This window comes from Vibrio sp. M60_M70, assembly GCF_037162085.1.
Taxonomy (GTDB): Bacteria; Pseudomonadota; Gammaproteobacteria; order Enterobacterales; family Vibrionaceae; genus Vibrio; species Vibrio diabolicus.
This window is the reverse complement of the sequence record NZ_JARLUL010000001.1, coordinates 2518531-2535333: the sequence shown is the minus strand read 5'-3', so window position 1 is coordinate 2535333 and position 16803 is coordinate 2518531. Positions and strand designations below refer to the sequence as shown.

Annotated in this window: 17 protein-coding genes and 1 pseudogene; 16 read left to right on the top strand and 2 right to left on the bottom strand. The window is 44.2% G+C overall.

Annotation, left to right across the window (positions count from 1 at the left end):
- Positions 1–88: 88 nt before the first annotated feature.
- The 16 genes from P4S59_RS11790 to P4S59_RS11715 all read left to right on the top strand — a co-directional run bounded on the left by P4S59_RS11790 (position 89) and on the right by P4S59_RS11715 (position 14830).
- Positions 89–1429 (top strand): Na(+)-translocating NADH-quinone reductase subunit A, encoded by a 1341-nt coding sequence (locus tag P4S59_RS11790; RefSeq protein ID WP_041853022.1) that lies wholly within the window; start codon positions 89–91, stop codon positions 1427–1429.
- A gap of 5 nt (positions 1430–1434) precedes the next feature.
- A complete protein-coding gene (locus P4S59_RS11785; RefSeq protein ID WP_006742551.1) occupies positions 1435–2679 on the top strand; it encodes an NADH:ubiquinone reductase (Na(+)-transporting) subunit B in 1245 nt (414 codons plus the stop codon).
- On the top strand, positions 2669–3439 hold the full coding sequence (locus tag P4S59_RS11780; RefSeq protein ID WP_006742550.1) for a Na(+)-translocating NADH-quinone reductase subunit C: 771 nt from the start codon (positions 2669–2671) through the stop codon (positions 3437–3439). Before P4S59_RS11785 ends, P4S59_RS11780 begins: the two co-directional genes overlap by 11 nt.
- A complete protein-coding gene (locus P4S59_RS11775; RefSeq protein ID WP_005380269.1) occupies positions 3439–4071 on the top strand; it encodes an NADH:ubiquinone reductase (Na(+)-transporting) subunit D in 633 nt (210 codons plus the stop codon). Before P4S59_RS11780 ends, P4S59_RS11775 begins: the two co-directional genes overlap by 1 nt.
- Before the next feature lie 7 nt (positions 4072–4078).
- On the top strand, positions 4079–4675 hold the full coding sequence (gene nqrE, locus P4S59_RS11770; protein ID WP_005380270.1) for an NADH:ubiquinone reductase (Na(+)-transporting) subunit E: 597 nt from the start codon (positions 4079–4081) through the stop codon (positions 4673–4675).
- 33 nt (positions 4676–4708) lie between these two features.
- A complete protein-coding gene (nqrF, locus tag P4S59_RS11765; protein ID WP_005380271.1) occupies positions 4709–5932 on the top strand; it encodes an NADH:ubiquinone reductase (Na(+)-transporting) subunit F in 1224 nt (407 codons plus the stop codon).
- 155 nt (positions 5933–6087) lie between these two features.
- Positions 6088–7092: an FAD:protein FMN transferase gene (locus tag P4S59_RS11760; RefSeq protein WP_047008896.1), complete on the top strand. Its 1005-nt coding sequence runs from the start codon at positions 6088–6090 to the stop codon at positions 7090–7092.
- 22 nt (positions 7093–7114) lie between these two features.
- Entirely contained in the window at positions 7115–7348 is a 234-nt protein-coding gene (gene nqrM, locus P4S59_RS11755) for a (Na+)-NQR maturation NqrM (protein ID WP_005436655.1), read from the top strand.
- Between the two features lie 231 nt (positions 7349–7579).
- Positions 7580–7813, top strand: coding sequence for a DUF2789 domain-containing protein (locus P4S59_RS11750; protein ID WP_012841486.1), 234 nt, complete (start codon positions 7580–7582; stop codon positions 7811–7813).
- Positions 7814–8445: 632 nt separating this feature from the next.
- Complete coding sequence (locus P4S59_RS11745) at positions 8446–9252, top strand: hypothetical protein (protein ID WP_337168441.1); 807 nt, start codon at positions 8446–8448, stop codon at positions 9250–9252.
- Complete coding sequence (locus P4S59_RS11740) at positions 9245–11509, top strand: hypothetical protein (protein ID WP_213970991.1); 2265 nt, start codon at positions 9245–9247, stop codon at positions 11507–11509. The genes P4S59_RS11745 and P4S59_RS11740 overlap by 8 nt, the downstream gene beginning before the upstream one ends.
- Before the next feature lie 11 nt (positions 11510–11520).
- Entirely contained in the window at positions 11521–12168 is a 648-nt protein-coding gene (locus P4S59_RS11735) for a hypothetical protein (protein ID WP_337168440.1), read from the top strand.
- Entirely contained in the window at positions 12159–12821 is a 663-nt protein-coding gene (locus tag P4S59_RS11730; protein WP_337168439.1) for a hypothetical protein, read from the top strand. The genes P4S59_RS11735 and P4S59_RS11730 overlap by 10 nt, the downstream gene beginning before the upstream one ends.
- Before the next feature lie 101 nt (positions 12822–12922).
- Positions 12923–14305: a hypothetical protein gene (locus P4S59_RS11725; protein WP_337168438.1), complete on the top strand. Its 1383-nt coding sequence runs from the start codon at positions 12923–12925 to the stop codon at positions 14303–14305.
- Positions 14298–14675 carry a hypothetical protein gene (locus P4S59_RS11720; RefSeq protein ID WP_337168437.1) on the top strand — a complete coding sequence of 126 codons (378 nt, stop codon included), beginning with the start codon at positions 14298–14300 and terminating at the stop codon, positions 14673–14675. The genes P4S59_RS11725 and P4S59_RS11720 overlap by 8 nt, the downstream gene beginning before the upstream one ends.
- A complete protein-coding gene (locus tag P4S59_RS11715) occupies positions 14672–14830 on the top strand; it encodes a hypothetical protein (protein WP_337168436.1) in 159 nt (52 codons plus the stop codon). Before P4S59_RS11720 ends, P4S59_RS11715 begins: the two co-directional genes overlap by 4 nt.
- A gap of 110 nt (positions 14831–14940) precedes the next feature.
- Here the strand turns inward: P4S59_RS11715 and P4S59_RS11710 are convergent.
- Both P4S59_RS11710 and P4S59_RS11705 read right to left on the bottom strand, forming a co-directional pair.
- A pseudogene (locus tag P4S59_RS11710) lies at positions 14941–15099 on the bottom strand (helix-turn-helix domain-containing protein); the annotation flags it as partial.
- Positions 15100–15736: 637 nt separating this feature from the next.
- Positions 15737–16693 carry an IS110 family transposase gene (locus P4S59_RS11705; protein WP_033906599.1) on the bottom strand — a complete coding sequence of 319 codons (957 nt, stop codon included), beginning with the start codon at positions 16691–16693 and terminating at the stop codon, positions 15737–15739.
- Positions 16694–16803: the final 110 nt, after the last annotated feature.

The following is a 16803-nucleotide window of genomic DNA, read 5'->3' as shown; positions in this document are numbered from 1 at the left end:
AACAACATCAAAACCGGACACTGATGTCGTGTCTAAAAGTTACGCAATCAAAAGAATCTTTTTCCCGATAAAAGTAGTGCAAGTGCGTATGATTACAATAAAGAAGGGCTTGGATCTTCCTATCGCAGGAACTCCATCCCAGGTGATTAATGATGGTAAGACCATCAAAAAAGTCGCCTTGCTTGGCGAAGAGTACGTTGGCATGCGTCCTACCATGCATGTCCGCGTTGGTGATGAAGTGAAAAAAGCGCAAGTTCTTTTTGAAGATAAAAAGAACCCTGGCGTGAAATTTACTGCACCAGCAGCCGGTAAAGTGATCGAAGTTAACCGTGGCGCTAAACGTGTCCTTCAATCTGTAGTGATTGAAGTGGCAGGTGAAGAGCAGGTGACATTTGATAAGTTCGAAGCCGCTCAACTTTCAGGTCTAGATCGTGAAGTGATCAAGACTCAGTTGGTTGACTCTGGCCTATGGACCGCTTTACGTACTCGTCCGTTTAGCAAGGTTCCTGCAATCGAGTCTTCTACTAAGGCTATTTTCGTAACTGCAATGGATACTAATCCACTAGCAGCTAAGCCTGAGTTGATCATTAATGAGCAACAAGAAGCATTCATTGCTGGTCTAGACATTCTTTCAGCCCTGACAGAAGGCAAGGTTTACGTATGTAAATCTGGCACTAGTTTGCCACGCTCTTCACAGTCTAACGTAGAAGAACACGTCTTCGATGGCCCTCACCCAGCAGGTCTTGCTGGCACCCACATGCATTTCCTATACCCAGTGAATGCAGAAAATGTGGCATGGAGCATCAACTACCAAGACGTTATCGCGTTCGGTAAGCTGTTCCTAACTGGTGAGCTATACACAGATCGTGTTGTGTCTCTAGCTGGTCCAGTTGTGAATAACCCTCGTCTAGTTCGTACCGTAATCGGTGCAAGCTTGGATGACCTAACAGATAACGAGCTGATGCCTGGCGAAGTTCGTGTGATTTCTGGTTCTGTACTGACAGGTACACATGCAACTGGTCCACACGCATACCTTGGCCGTTACCATCAACAGGTTTCTGTATTACGTGAAGGCCGTGAGAAAGAACTATTTGGCTGGGCAATGCCTGGTAAGAATAAGTTCTCGGTAACTCGCTCTTTCCTTGGTCACGTATTCAAAGGTCAGTTGTTCAATATGACAACGACGACCAATGGTAGTGATCGTTCAATGGTTCCAATTGGCAACTACGAACGCGTAATGCCTCTAGATATGGAGCCTACTCTGCTGCTTCGTGATCTATGTGCAGGTGATACAGACAGTGCTCAAGCACTGGGTGCGCTTGAACTGGATGAAGAAGATCTAGCATTGTGTACCTTTGTATGTCCAGGTAAGTACGAGTACGGTACGTTACTTCGTGAATGCCTAGATACTATCGAGAAGGAAGGGTAATTTTCATGGCTCTTAAAAAGTTTCTTGAAGACATCGAGCATCATTTTGAGCCTGGTGGTAAACACGAAAAATGGTTTGCCCTGTACGAAGCTGTAGCAACAGTTTTTTACACTCCAGGTATCGTAACAAATAAAAGCTCGCACGTTCGTGATAGCGTTGACCTAAAACGTATCATGATCATGGTTTGGTTTGCGGTATTCCCAGCAATGTTCTGGGGTATGTACAACGCAGGTGGCCAAGCTATTGCAGCGCTTAACCACATGTATGCTGGTGATCAACTAGCGACAGTTATCTCTGGTAACTGGCACTACTGGCTAACTGAAATGCTGGGCGGAACGATTGCCGCTGATGCAGGGGTTGGCAGTAAGATGCTACTAGGTGCGACCTACTTCCTACCTATCTACGCAACAGTATTCCTTGTTGGTGGTTTCTGGGAAGTGCTTTTCTGTATGGTGCGTAAGCACGAAGTAAACGAAGGCTTCTTTGTTACTTCTATCTTGTTCGCACTTATCGTTCCACCAACGCTACCTCTATGGCAAGCGGCACTAGGTATCACATTTGGTGTTGTTGTTGCGAAGGAGATCTTCGGTGGTACAGGTCGTAACTTCCTTAACCCTGCACTTGCAGGTCGTGCATTCCTATTCTTCGCTTACCCAGCGCAAATCTCGGGTGACGTAGTATGGACTGCAGCTGACGGCTTCTCTGGTGCAACTGCTCTTAGCCAATGGGCTCAAGGTGGTAACGGTGCTCTAGTTAACACAGTAACTGGTTCTCCTATCACTTGGATGGACGCTTTCATCGGTAACATCCCTGGCTCTATTGGTGAAGTATCGACTCTAGCTCTAATGATCGGTGCAGCGATGATCGTTTACATGCGAATCGCTTCATGGCGCATCATTGCGGGCGTAATGATCGGTATGATTGCAGTATCGACTCTGTTTAACGTGATCGGTTCTGACACTAACCCAATGTTCAACATGCCATGGCACTGGCACCTAGTTCTAGGTGGTTTTGCATTCGGTATGTTCTTCATGGCAACGGACCCAGTATCAGCGTCATTTACTAACAAAGGTAAATGGTGGTACGGCATCCTGATTGGTGCAATGTGTGTGATGATCCGTGTAGTTAACCCGGCGTACCCAGAAGGTATGATGCTGGCGATTCTATTCGCGAACCTATTCGCACCTCTGTTCGACCATGTAGTGATTGAGAAGAACATCAAGCGGAGACTAGCACGCTATGGCAAGTAATAACGACAGCATTAAAAAGACGCTGGGTGTTGTTATCGGGTTGAGCCTTGTTTGTTCAATCATCGTATCAACAGCAGCAGTAGGTCTGCGTGATAAGCAAAAAGCTAACGCTGTCCTAGATAAGCAATCAAAGATCGTTGAAGTTGCAGGCATTGACGCGAACGGTAAGAAAGTACCAGAGCTATTTGCTGAGTACATCGAACCTCGTCTGGTAGACCTTGAAACAGGTAACTTTACTGAGGGTAATGCATCTACGTACGATCAGCGTGAAGCATCAAAAGATGCAGAACGTTCAATCGCATTGACACCAGAAGAAGACGTCGCTGATATCCGTCGTCGTGCGAATACAGCAGTGGTGTACTTAGTAAAAGACCAAGATGAAGTCCAAAAAGTTATCTTGCCTATGCACGGTAAAGGACTATGGTCGATGATGTATGCCTTTGTAGCCGTTGAAACTGATGGTAACACTGTGTCTGCTATTACTTACTACGAGCAAGGTGAAACTCCTGGACTTGGTGGTGAAGTAGAGAACCCTTCATGGCGCGATCAATTCATTGGCAAGAAATTGTACAATGAAGATCATCAGCCAGCGATTAAGGTCGTGAAAGGCGGCGCACCGCAAGGTTCTGAGCACGGTGTTGATGGCCTATCAGGAGCAACGCTCACTAGTAATGGTGTTCAACACACATTTGACTTCTGGTTAGGTGACAAGGGCTTTGGTCCTTTCCTAGCAAAAGTTCGTGACGGAGAACTTAACTAATGTCTAGTGCACAAAACGTTAAAAAGAGCATTCTAGCGCCAGTATTGGATAACAACCCAATCGCGCTACAAGTTCTTGGTGTATGTTCTGCTCTTGCAGTAACAACTAAACTAGAAACAGCTTTTGTAATGACGCTAGCGGTAACATTTGTAACTGCGTTGTCTAACTTCTCTGTTTCATTGATCCGTAACCACATTCCTAACAGTGTGCGTATCATCGTTCAGATGGCAATTATCGCATCGCTAGTAATCGTGGTAGACCAGGTGCTAAAAGCTTACCTATACGATATCTCTAAACAGCTATCTGTATTCGTTGGTCTGATTATCACTAACTGTATCGTAATGGGTCGTGCTGAAGCATTCGCAATGAAGTCTGCGCCAGTACCATCTCTTATTGACGGTATTGGTAACGGTCTAGGTTACGGCTTCGTTCTTATCACTGTAGGTTTCTTCCGTGAGCTATTTGGCTCAGGCAAACTATTTGGCCTAGAAGTTCTACCTCTAGTGAGCAACGGTGGTTGGTACCAGCCTAACGGCCTAATGCTACTAGCACCATCAGCATTCTTCCTAATCGGCTTCCTTATCTGGGTAATCCGTATTCTGAAACCAGAACAAGTAGAAGCGAAGGAGTAAGGACGTCATGGAACATTACATTAGTCTGTTAGTTAAATCGATTTTCATCGAAAACATGGCTCTGTCTTTCTTCCTAGGTATGTGTACTTTCCTTGCCGTATCTAAGAAGGTTAAGACCTCTTTCGGCCTAGGTGTTGCAGTTGTGGTAGTACTGACTATCGCTGTTCCTGTGAACAACCTAGTATACAACCTAGTTCTGAGAGAGAACGCGTTAGTTGAGGGCGTGGACCTTAGCTTCCTAAACTTCATCACCTTTATCGGTGTAATTGCAGCACTTGTACAGATTCTAGAGATGGTTCTAGACCGTTTCTTCCCACCTTTGTACAACGCGCTAGGCATCTTCCTACCGCTGATCACAGTAAACTGTGCAATCTTCGGTGGTGTATCTTTCATGGTACAACGTGACTACAACTTTGCTGAATCTATCGTTTACGGTTTCGGCTCTGGTGTGGGCTGGATGCTGGCAATCGTTGCTCTTGCAGGTATCCGTGAGAAGATGAAGTACTCTGACGTACCTCCAGGTCTACGTGGTCTTGGTATCACATTTATCACTGTAGGTCTTATGGCGTTAGGCTTTATGTCTTTCTCTGGTGTTCAACTGTAAGTCGGGTAAACCGCAACAATTAAGGAATAGTCAATGGACATTATTCTTGGTGTAGTGATGTTTACTCTGATCGTACTTGCACTAGTACTAGTGATTCTTTTCGCTAAGTCTAAGCTTGTACCAACAGGTGACATTACAATTTCTGTGAACGATGACCCTTCTCTGGCGATCGTTACACAACCAGGTGGTAAGCTACTGAGTGCTCTAGCCGGTGCTGGCGTATTCGTATCTTCTGCTTGTGGTGGCGGTGGCTCATGTGGTCAGTGTCGCGTAAAAGTTAAATCAGGTGGTGGCGACATCCTACCAACCGAGCTTGACCATATTACTAAAGGTGAAGCACGTGAAGGTGAGCGTCTAGCGTGTCAGGTTGCTATGAAAACTGACATGGACATCGAGCTTCCTGAAGAAATCTTCGGCGTTAAGAAGTGGGAATGTACCGTTATCTCTAACGATAACAAAGCGACATTCATCAAAGAGCTTAAGCTACAAATTCCAGATGGCGAATCAGTACCTTTCCGTGCTGGTGGTTACATCCAGATTGAAGCACCTGCTCACCACGTGAAATACGCAGACTACGATATTCCTGAGGAATACCGTGAAGACTGGGAGAAGTTCAACCTTTTCCGTTACGAGTCTAAAGTTAACGAAGAGACCATCCGTGCATACTCAATGGCTAACTACCCAGAAGAGCACGGTATCATCATGCTTAACGTTCGTATCGCAACTCCGCCGCCGAACAACCCAGACGTACCACCAGGCATCATGTCTTCGTACATCTGGTCTCTAAAAGAAGGCGACAAGTGTACTATTTCTGGTCCATTTGGTGAGTTCTTTGCGAAAGATACAGATGCAGAAATGGTATTCGTTGGTGGTGGTGCTGGTATGGCTCCAATGCGCTCACATATCTTCGACCAACTTAAGCGTCTACACTCTAAGCGTAAGATGTCTTTCTGGTACGGCGCACGTTCTAAGCGTGAAATGTTCTACGTAGAAGACTTCGATATGCTACAAGCTGAGAATGATAACTTCGTATGGCACTGTGCACTGTCTGATCCACTTCCAGAAGATAACTGGGATGGTTACACTGGCTTTATTCACAACGTTCTTTACGAGAACTATCTACGTGATCACGAAGCGCCAGAAGACTGTGAATACTACATGTGTGGTCCACCTATGATGAATGCGGCTGTTATCGGCATGCTAAAAGATCTAGGTGTAGAGGATGAAAACATCCTACTAGATGACTTCGGTGGTTAATCCCTCCAAGTGATTGAATCTATGGCTAGCTCTCTAAGAGCTAGCCATTATTTTTTGTAGAAGTAAAAATAATATTCAACAGTTGATATAGGTAATTGGATTTAAGTAATCGGTCCCATTCCCCATATCAATTCAACAACATTGGGAGTTAACAAGTGAAAACGTGGCTTGTTGCATTCGCTTCTCTATTGATTTTGGCTGGCTGTGAGCAGCCAGCAGATCAAATTCATCTAAGTGGCCCTACCATGGGGACTTCTTATAACATCAAATATATCGAGCAAGATGGTATTCCTACGCCAAAAGCGATGCAGACGGAAATTGATCGCTTACTGGAAGAAGTCAATGACCAAATGTCGACCTACCGTGATGATTCAGAATTAAGTCGCTTTAACCAGCATCAAACGAGTGAGCCATTTACTGTATCGACACAAACAGCAACCGTAGTCAAAGAAGCGATTCGTCTCAACGGTCTTACTTTAGGCGCATTGGATGTGACAGTCGGTCCTTTAGTTAACCTGTGGGGCTTTGGCCCAGAAGCTCGCCCTGATGTCGTTCCTACAGATGAAGAGCTAGCGGCACGCAAAGCCAATACTGGCATTCACCACCTATCTGTTGATGGCAATAAATTGTCCAAAGATATTCCTAACTTGTATGTCGATTTATCAACTATTGCTAAAGGTTGGGGGGTTGACGTGGTTGCTGACTACCTTCAATCTGAAGGGGTTCATAACTTCATGGTAGAAGTGGGCGGCGAAATGCGCCTCAAAGGCGTGAATCGTGAAGGCGTGCCGTGGCGCATAGCGATTGAAAAGCCGACTATTGATGAGCGCTCAATTCAAGAAATTATTGAGCCAGGGGACATGGCAATTGCAACAAGTGGTGACTATCGTAATTACTTTGAGAGTAATGGTGTGAGATACTCTCATATTATTAATCCAAGAACAGGCAAACCTATTCATCATAAAGTGGTGTCTGTAACGGTATTAGATAAATCGTCGATGACTGCTGATGGTCTTGCAACTGGTCTTATGGTGCTAGGTGAAGACAAAGGCATGGCAATTGCGAACGAAAATAATATTCCTGTTTTCATGATTGTGAAGACGGAAAATGGTTTTAAAGAGCTGGCTTCGGAAGCATACAAGCCGTTCATGAAGAAATAACAACAGAAGTGAGCATGTTCTTATGAGTACATTTCTAATTACGTTTGCAGTTTTTGTTGCGGTAATCGCAGCGATGGCTGTTGGCTACATCTTCCAGAAGAAAGTAGTGAAGGGTAGCTGTGGCGGTCTTGGTGCAGTAGGTATTGAGAAAGTATGTAACTGTCCAGAACCATGTGACGCGCGTAAGAAACGTGAAGCACGTGAAGCGGCGCGAGCTGAGAAATTGGCTGCATGGGAAAAAGATCGAATTGCTTAAGTATCGGTCATCCAAAGAGTAATACAAAATAACCCAGCTAAAGCTGGGTTTTTTTATATCTCTCGCTCTACTTCTCTGAGAGTTTATACTTTGCTTGCTACGTTTAATCTAGGATGACCGGAAGCTTAAGTCGGTGCAGACTTCACAGCCAAGTCATTTCCCTTTAATCACCGTACTTAACTGTTATTTGGTTATATACTCAAACTAAAGCGCGTTAACTTAGGAGGAAATATGGAAATGCATCAACACGGTATGGCTGAATTGTTTCAACAACTAGGCCTCGGCAGCTCTCCTCAAGAGATAAAGGACTTTATTAACGAACATCGGCACAAAAGAGCTTCAGCCCCTCTGCATGAAGCCAGCTTTTGGACAAGTTCGCAGGCCACATTTCTCAAACAAGCCATTGAAGAAGACGCAGACTGGGCAGAGTTGGTCGATCAGCTTGATGTGATGTTACGAGATTAAAGCACGTTTACAAACTCTCATTTCTATCAAGGCAGATTTAATTTATACTGTGTTTTTGAACAGTGTTTAATGGCTATGTCAGACCGAATCAGAAAAATCATTCACGTCGATATGGATTGTTTTTAAAAGGTAAGGTATTAATCTAGGATTAAATTTGAAAGTGATTCAAAGTCTACTACGGTTTTATACATAGGGTGGTAACCTCTGGGATGAAACTGTATGCAAAGAATCAATGACAATTTACACAACGGGCACTGGATTTATCTTTATAATGATAATCTCCCTATCTTGATACCTTGCATCTATTCTCGATACACACGAAGTAACGGTTCCACGGTCGCGTATACCGAAAAGCTTGATAAGGTCACCGGGTATACAAAAGCCTATTTCCAAGAAACACACATCTCAGATTGATCCCAATATGATCGGGGTCACCAGCTCGGCCTCTTTTTAGAGTGGGTCGATGAGCACGAACATCCTTATATTACTCTTGATCGACACACGGCTTTCCCTGCAGACATCATTAACGAGTACATCAATGATTACCTCATAGCTGAGATGGAAAAAAGTTTGGATTCGGTCACAAAGGCGGTCACTGCCCTGACGAGCTATTACAACTGGCTGACCTTTTTTTGGGCACTAAGCAAAAAAAGGTATGTATTTATTCAGATAATCGCGCGTTAGCTAGAGCGAACGGCAAGACCAATATGGTGGTTAAATACCTCCTGCCGGCGACTAGACATCTCCTTTATCGCGAGTCAAGCTGCTTGCTTGAGAAAATCGTGCTAATGAACGGCGGGGAGCAGGGGTGTCGTTCATCCGAGAACCGTGGGTTTTATCTAGATGATTTTAAAGCCGATGGAGAAATGCGTCGCGGTTTGAAGAGCCTATTTCAGCAGTTAAGAAAGGAGCCTGAAAAAGAGGACTTTGAATACCACCTTCCTTCCTTTAATACAAAAACTGGCAGATCACGCAAGCTATATCTCTCTCGCCATCATCTACAATTGATGGAGCGCTACTACGAGACAGAGCGGCCATTGACTAAAGTGAACCAATTGCTTGTATCTAATGCGCGAAACCACACAAAAGGTCGTGTGATTGGTAGCAAATTTGCCAGTCAGATTTTCTACAAGATAAGCGAGCAACTGCGTGGAAAAATGAGCGATTATCCAGCAGCTTACTCAGGCCATCAGACTATCCAAAAGGAAAATGTCTATCACCATTTGAGACACTCTTTTGGGACAGATATTTTTTACAACTTATGCCTGTCAAACAGGAAAAGATTCGAAACTATCACTACCGAGTCAGCGGTTTATCTGGAAACCGCTCGACGTATGGGGCATTCCATAACGGGCCCATATGGGGCTCAGACAACCAAAACTTATATTCATGCCTGTGGTGAGTTAGAGGCACTGCGTAAGGAAGCCATCCATGCGTAATGGCGAGCGAGAGAGCGGTGTTCAGTCGTTGACAAGCGATGAAGTGGAGGCACAGTACGCTGATATTAAGAAACAACGTCAGCCAGATGCTCTTCTGGAGCAGCCCTACACCGCTAAAACATTATTTGTTCCTAAAAGTAATGCAACTGCTGAGTATACACTCAGTATGCAGGATTGGTCTCACCCCGATAAAGTTGTGCTTTATAAGGTGATGATTGCTGCATACAACTACGCCTTTTTTGACAAAACCGCAGCTAAAAGCGCAAAAAATGTATTTGCAAGCTCTGCTTTCCCATTTATTACGTGGCTGAACGACTACTCTGTTGAGAATCGTTATAACATCCTTAAGCAATATGAAGCTGAACGTATGGACGAACTGCAAAATCATGGAGGCTATAGTCCTTTAATAGGATTAAGGAATATCTTGCTGCACGCGATTAACTCTGTGCATTTTCAGGAAGAAGTAGAGCTTGAGGACTACCTGTTTATAAGGGAGTTGAGAGCAACCAAGATTAGTCCAAACTTAAACAAAGCCCAAAAGTCGCTTGCCAATTATTTCGGTGCATTGGACTGGTTAAGAGATGACGAAATTGGCATTGGCGGTAAACTGTACACTGGACTTGCCTCGCCGAAACTAACGGTAAACTCCCTGAGCTTGACCGCTGCCACGGTCATTTTGCAAATGTCGGAGTATAAAGTTGCGCTGAGCCGCTTATTTGAAAAAGCTCAACCCGAATTCACCACCCTTATGGATGTTGATTTCGCATCGTTGAGTAGAGAAAGAATAAAAACGCACATAGGGACGGTGCTCTATCGCTTGATCAGCGCGTATCATCAAAGCAAAGAAAAGCCCCCGTCATTGCGATCTGTGCTAGAGGTATTACTGTTGTCCAATACTACTAGTGAAGAAAACTACTTAAAGCTGATAGGGGCGTTGGGCACTCAAGAATCATGCGATGCATTATTCTTGAACAAAATCCGTCGCAAACAGCGAGTTAATTCAGATTTTTGTAGATACAATATTACTTCAGATGGTTCCGGTTCTCTTTTTTCTCTAGAGGTGCTATGCGCTTTATGGCGAGACGAGGCACAAGTCATTACGGTTATTGAAAGAGCCATATTTGGCTGGCTGATGGCTGGGTTGGCTGTTCAACCATACGATATCCCAAAGTTAACGAACAGGGACTTTCGAAAACTGGAAGTAGGTGGTCGCGTCAGACAGATTGAATGTGAGTACTTTAAGGGGCGAGCACGGGTCTTTCATACCACACGTGCACTTTCAGTAAGAGACATCGAAGGTCAGGCGCTGCTCACCTACCTCGACTCCGCGCAAGACGGGGAGCTGCTGTGCACCACGCATGAATGGGATATCAGGAATGGTATCCGTTCAATAACAGGCTTGCTGAGGCTTCTTTTGCAATCTGAGGGTATGCATGCAGCCGTAGAAGCGGCGCACAGCAAAAAGAAGATCCCCGTCCTAATGCCGAAAGCCTTGTGTGCGCTGATTAAAAGCGGCGTGCATACTTCAAATGTGAGTTTAGTTCGGAAAAAGCAACTGACTCAAGAGAGATGGGCGTTAGGTAAGGATTTAAGATCTCCTTGCCCGAAGTGTTTATTTGGACTTCAAGCAATAAAAAACAGTGCTGTCCATGCATTTAGCGATCCTTACACCTACGAGTACCTGCTCAACAGCAATTCGCACAGCAATAAAACGGAAAAGAGTAGCTATCTCACGGAGGATAACGAACAGTGGATGAACAGTTCCGGCCGGATCACGCGCGAGGTGATGTTTGACTTGATCCAAAATGTGTTCAATTTAGATTTTAGTCATGACAACGAAGAAAAAGTTGCCGCATTTAACAGCGAGTTCATGGCGGTGTCTGAGGGGATCTCTTATAAAAGCGAGGAGATGAACGCTAGGTTGCGGTTGGTCACTGGACAAGGCAAAGGGAGGGTGGATGAGGTTGGGGTACTTTCCTTAAATAACACAAAAAATGAGCCTCTAGAGCCTATATATGTTATCGACAGTCCGCTAACCGTTTTGAAAATGCTCAACTACCTCCATGAGTTTAAAAAACATTATAAAAAACTACTCGCAACTAATCCGGATTTGCTTTTTAAGACGGTCATGCCGACAGCAGAATGGATAGAGGCTACATTAGGCAAAATGAGCCAACACGCTGTTCACATGGGTACAAAGCAATTTAATGAAATGACCAAAAAAGGCGTCGTGATGAGCGTTTTTCACTCATTGTAACGGGAGGAAAAGTGGCACTAACCATATTTACCACACCGACAGATTCTTTTTGGCACGATCAAGACCTAAAACTTCGCGCTAGCCCACTATTCAAGGAGGAACACGGAGGATATGACGATGATATCTGGTTTTTTTCCAAAGGAAAAAGCAAAACCTCTATTGATTTTTCAGTGTTCGATTTGCCGGCGTTCAATCTTGAATCTCCCGCCTCGCTGAAAACAAGTCAATTAGACAGAGCCTTAAGCAGCAAGCAATACGCGAAACTGTTTTGCTCTATCGTATTGACCCCAAAAAATGCGGATCATGTTGGGCCTGCTTACCAGATGGTGATGCACCTCTTCGCTTTCCTAAAAGAGCAAGGAGAAGTAGCGCTAAGTGTCCCTTTGCTTGTTGACTTTTGGAGCTCGTTTATGAGCCGAGTCGCTAAACACGATGGTTTTTTTAAGCGCGTATCGATACCGGCTTACAGAAGTTCTATCAGACCGGTACCATTTATGGTCATAAGAAACAAGTTAAAAGCCTTGGGAGTTGATGGCGTCATCGGACGTGACCTTACAGTCCCTAAGGTGGAATCTAGTCTCGATAACGTGTGTATAGCTAAGTACAATATTAAATTAAATGAATATAAAAAAGGGGGAGCTTCAATCACTTGGGGTTAGAGCTTGGACAGTACTATGTGGATTACCTGAATCGCGTTTATCAAAATAACTTTCTTTACACTGCTGTGTGTCAAAGAGCGATAGGGGCTGTATTTGAGCACTTTGGGATACCGAATATCAAGGAAAGCGTGCCGAAAAATCGACTCTTCAAAGTCATACTTGCAGGGTTACAAGGTAAAGATTTAGGTAAGTCTCGATACAATACAGATCCCCATACTCAAGGTATCAATCACCAAGAGCTAAAAGTTATGACCGAGAAATTGCTCGTTAGCGAGTACGGTAAGCGCTTTGATGCGGTCACATCGTTAAAGGATGCGAGCATTCACTCGTTGGTGATTGAGCTTGGATTAAGCGAGCGATTTGATGCGGTTGAAGTAATACGCGTTCTAATGCTGCAAAAATACTTAGGTTTACAGGGCCGTAAATCACCGGGTGAGGTTTGGAATGGGTATTTGTCTTCATTAGACAAGTTATCAATCAACAGTCAGTCACTGAATACGGTGAGTGTGGATGATGTGTACGACAAGATGACAGCAATTGTAAGTGAGGATCGACTCACCAGTAAGGAATGCCTTGCCTCAATCCAGAAATGGGTGAAGAGTTTGTTGGCAAACTCTGCCAATAATACCTTTCAATCACTCAAAAAAGCTTAGCGATACAGCTGCACGCTATAAGCGCCCTTGTTATCGCTTGGACGGGCTACCGAATGTCCGAGTATGGGTTTCCACTAAGCGCGATACAAACTGAGCCCAATTTGGACATCTTAGACAGCGCGTATGTGCCGTTTCGTTTCAAATTAAAATGGCTTGTCCCTAAAACTAATGCTCTAACGAAAATCGACAGAGAGGTGACCTCGCAGTGTTATCAACTGGCAGCGCAACTGAATGAAGTTTTTGGCCATGTGCGCGATGAGCCCTGTCTCTATGCGCTGACATCGACCAGAGGAGACAAACAAACTGCCTATGACTCGAGTACGTACGTAGAAGCCAGAGTTAAGGCAAACTGGGCGGGTTTCATCAATTACCCACCGTTTAATGATGTCGTGCGTTTGGAGGAATTGCGACAAGAAGGCAGGGTACTGACTGCTTTAGAGCAGACTGAATTTGATGCGTTAGCACAGAAATACCCTGTGGACAGTGCTCGGTATCGTCATCTGCTGTTGACAGCCAAAGAGGTAAAGCGTGATTGGCTGCGATTATCCCATTCATCGTTTAATGGGCCTAAAATTCAGGAAAAATTCAAAAAATCTCTCGTAGCGTTCGTTCGGCGTTGCTCATTGGAAAATAATGAGCATGAGAGAATTATTAAACAGTATTTATCGAACGAGACAAGGGCATTGCTGCTATCAGGCGAGGCAAACCTTAATGATAAAAAAACAATGTCCGATATCATGGCAGAACTATTGAACGGGGTGCGTCACCCATCACCCCACGCTTTCCGCCACATATGGGCTGAGGCCGTATTGACTCGCTATCAGGGGGATGTTGGTGCAGTTATCCGGCACCAGTTCTGCCACTTGGACGCTTCGTTCTTCATGGCTTATTTGCGAGATAAAGAACCCAGAGGTTTCTTGAAGTTAGCCGAACAACGCTATTTAAACTCCATTGTGTTGGAACTCATGTCATCGCACGAGTTTGAAGAAAAGCAGATTGGAGGGGTAGCTCGCTTTGTCAAAAAACTCATTGGCTCGACAAAAGTGAGAAGTGATAGTGAGGTGCATAATCTAAGAGACGCCATTTTGGGGCGCATTATCAGCGTACAACCGAGTCGTTTTGTCGTGTGCATGCCTCGCGACGGCGCAGAGGGTCGTGCTAAATGCGCAAAGATGGGGACGTTAAACCCTCAAGATGCAAAGCTCGAATTTTGTCTAAATTGTGCCAACGGGTTGATCACGGAAGGGAATATTCGAGGTATTTGGGTAACGATTCAGCCGATGATCAAAGAGGCTCTGCAGCCCAACGGGATTGGTTTTCTATTGGAGGCCCACCTTCCAGCACTTACTTCGAGTTGGAAGCGGATCAAAGAGCTTCGAAACAACAAGAATGCGGATAAGGTAGATCTGGTATTGTCAGAGATAAAGGGCGCCATCGACGCTATTCATCACAAGGTACAAGAGGAGAAAAAACGATATGGCTAAGCACGATTTGCTCAGTGAGGAGTTTCTTAATGGACTGGATGATGACTCAGATAGCGAAGAGAGCAATATACCGCTTTGGTTGGTTGATGATAAAGACCATACGACTTACAAGTCTTATTATGCGATTTTGGAGCTACAGGCTGAGATCTCAAAGGAAATTAAGGCGTTTGGTAAAGTCGCAACAACGAAAACCCCCAAGTTTTACCAAATGAAAAAGTCGAATGTAGCTAGAAAAGTGGGGGTGACAGCGCAAAGTATCTTTGTCGCGTCGTCTTTCAGTCCGCATATACTGTTGTTATTCAATGATTTGAATAATGAGCTTCTAGCGCTGCATCAGGCTGAGCAAGAGAAGCAAAAAAACGAAAAATGACAGGCATTAGACGAGAGAAGAAGAAGGAAGTCGTGAGCCGCTATCAGAAAGCGGAGCGAGAACTTAAAGATCTAAAGTGTATAAATACTCAAGAGGTTATCGACATCGTGATCCAAAAAATGCCAATGGATCTTAGAGACAAACTGGGCTGGTAAGCGAAGCCAAGCGTCTTGGGGTAAGATGGCAAACGGACAGCAGAAAGCGCTAGAAGCACAGGAAAATGCTCTTCGTGAAAAGAGCGGTTCTGCCACCATGCCCCTACACTTTACGTTTTTGAGCAATGACACGATAAATTCTTTTCTTTCCTTTCCTCTTCCGTCATTTTAGCCACTAGGCACGCTATTTCCCGAGAGCTCTAATCTTCACTGAAAAAGAAACTTAAAGGCACGCCTAATTCATTAGCTAATAGCTTTAAGGTTCTTACGACACAACGGTTTAAGTTCGGCGGTAGCGTTGCTCACTACTTAACGCGGCGTTAAACGTCAAACTTGGCGATAGATTTAAAAAAGTTGTTCTTGGATATTACTGAGCTAAAGTTTCTTTGCTTTGAAAAATTCATCGTACTTATCGCCAATGATCGCATGTAGGTTTCCTATTATGTAGTAAACCACTCTTGGTATGGAGTCGTTTCCCATTTCACGCTCAATTTCCCAGCTGTAGATCAGGGCTCCAATTTCAGAGTTAATCGCCTTTAGTATTTTAATATCACTTTTGAACCGAGAAATTACTTCATCGATTTTTGTCTGTTCTCGTCACAACGTTCTGATTTGGCAAGAGCTTTTATTTCAGCGAAAGATGAAATTATTGACTGAAGTAATTTTAAGCTCTCTTGGTGTTTGATAAAACTGAGTTTACTGTTTTCTAGTTGTTGCTGTAGTTTGATTGCACTTTTTGCGGTACGGTTTGTTTTAAATGCTGCTACCGCTGATAGCAATGCAGCTACGGCGGATATACTCGTTGCGTAAGCCGATAATTCATCAGGTGTAAATATATGAAAACCTTCCTAAATCTTTGAACTTGGGATGATAAATACGCTTAACAAGAGACTATGGCGTCAATAGTTAATTTTTGAGGCTATCTGTATCCCACATAACACCATCTCTTAGCATTGAATTTAAGATAACAACCATCTTTCTCATGCAGGCAACAATGGCAACTTTTTTCGGTTTTCCTGCCGTAAGTAGTCGTTCATAAGTTGCTTTGAAAACAGGGTTGCATTGGATAGCCGACATCATCGCCATATACATAACGGTCCTAACTTGAGACCGCCCTCCTTGTATCAGCCGCTTACCTTTAAAGCGGCCACTTTCTCTTGTTATTGGTGCGACACCAATGAGAGAAGAAGCTTGTTTGTTAGTGATAAAGCCCAGCTCGGGTACATTACTAATTAGGGAGGCAGCAAGGACTTTACCAACACCAGGCATGCTTTGGAGAATAGTATTTTTGGCTTGATACTCAGGACAACTCTCAATCAGTTTCGCTATCTTTGCTTCTACTTTTTCAATCTGATTTTTCAGGGCGGTAAGGATAGGGGTAATCGTAGACGAGATATTCTTAGGTAATATTTGTAGTCGGTTTCTTTCCATGGTTTGCATGGTGAGTAGCTGGTTACGCCTTGTGACTAAGTCACTCATAAGGCGTATGTTTTCGCTTTTTAGTTTGGTCAGTTCTGGCTGAACACGTTCGGCATAATGTGCGATGAGAGCGGCATCTAAACGGTCGTTCTTAGCTCGTTGACCAATGGCACCAGCAAACCTTTTAATACGTAGTGGGTTGGCAATAACATAAGGTAATTTGGCTTTGTCACAGGCGAGTATAAAAGGCATTTCTAATCGACCTGTAGCTTCGATGACGACACGTTGAGGTTTGTGTTTCTTAATGGTTTTTATGGCATCGCTGATGCCTTTTTCGGTGTTCGGGACAGTGAAGTAAATATCGAGTGGTCGGATGTAGATGTCTAATTGTGACTTACCAGTATCAACGCCGACATTAATGTTTTGAAGTGTGTTTGTATTCATAATAAGCTAACTCTTGCTTGCAAATGCGGGCTCGAGACCCAGAAGACTATTCGAGTGTGGTGCTTGGAGTTCTATCTGGCGTTCGTACTTGTTACCGGTCTCTCAATTGA

Bases quoted from the DNA above. Each gene is read 5' to 3' on its own strand.
- nqrF (WP_005380271.1), top strand. From the start codon at position 4,709: ATGGACATTATTCTTGGTGTAGTGATGTTTACTCTGATCGTACTTGCA.
- P4S59_RS11785 (WP_006742551.1), top strand. From the start codon at position 1,435: ATGGCTCTTAAAAAGTTTCTTGAAGACATCGAGCATCATTTTGAGCCT.
- nqrM (WP_005436655.1), top strand. From the start codon at position 7,115: ATGAGTACATTTCTAATTACGTTTGCAGTTTTTGTTGCGGTAATCGCA.
- P4S59_RS11715 (WP_337168436.1), top strand. From the start codon at position 14,672: ATGACAGGCATTAGACGAGAGAAGAAGAAGGAAGTCGTGAGCCGCTAT.
- P4S59_RS11705 (WP_033906599.1), bottom strand. From the start codon at position 16,693: ATGAATACAAACACACTTCAAAACATTAATGTCGGCGTTGATACTGGT.
- P4S59_RS11740 (WP_213970991.1), top strand. From the start codon at position 9,245: ATGCGTAATGGCGAGCGAGAGAGCGGTGTTCAGTCGTTGACAAGCGAT.
- P4S59_RS11720 (WP_337168437.1), top strand. From the start codon at position 14,298: ATGGCTAAGCACGATTTGCTCAGTGAGGAGTTTCTTAATGGACTGGAT.
- nqrE (WP_005380270.1), top strand. From the start codon at position 4,079: ATGGAACATTACATTAGTCTGTTAGTTAAATCGATTTTCATCGAAAAC.
- P4S59_RS11775 (WP_005380269.1), top strand. From the start codon at position 3,439: ATGTCTAGTGCACAAAACGTTAAAAAGAGCATTCTAGCGCCAGTATTG.
- P4S59_RS11790 (WP_041853022.1), top strand. From the start codon at position 89: ATGATTACAATAAAGAAGGGCTTGGATCTTCCTATCGCAGGAACTCCA.
- P4S59_RS11750 (WP_012841486.1), top strand. From the start codon at position 7,580: ATGGAAATGCATCAACACGGTATGGCTGAATTGTTTCAACAACTAGGC.
- P4S59_RS11780 (WP_006742550.1), top strand. From the start codon at position 2,669: ATGGCAAGTAATAACGACAGCATTAAAAAGACGCTGGGTGTTGTTATC.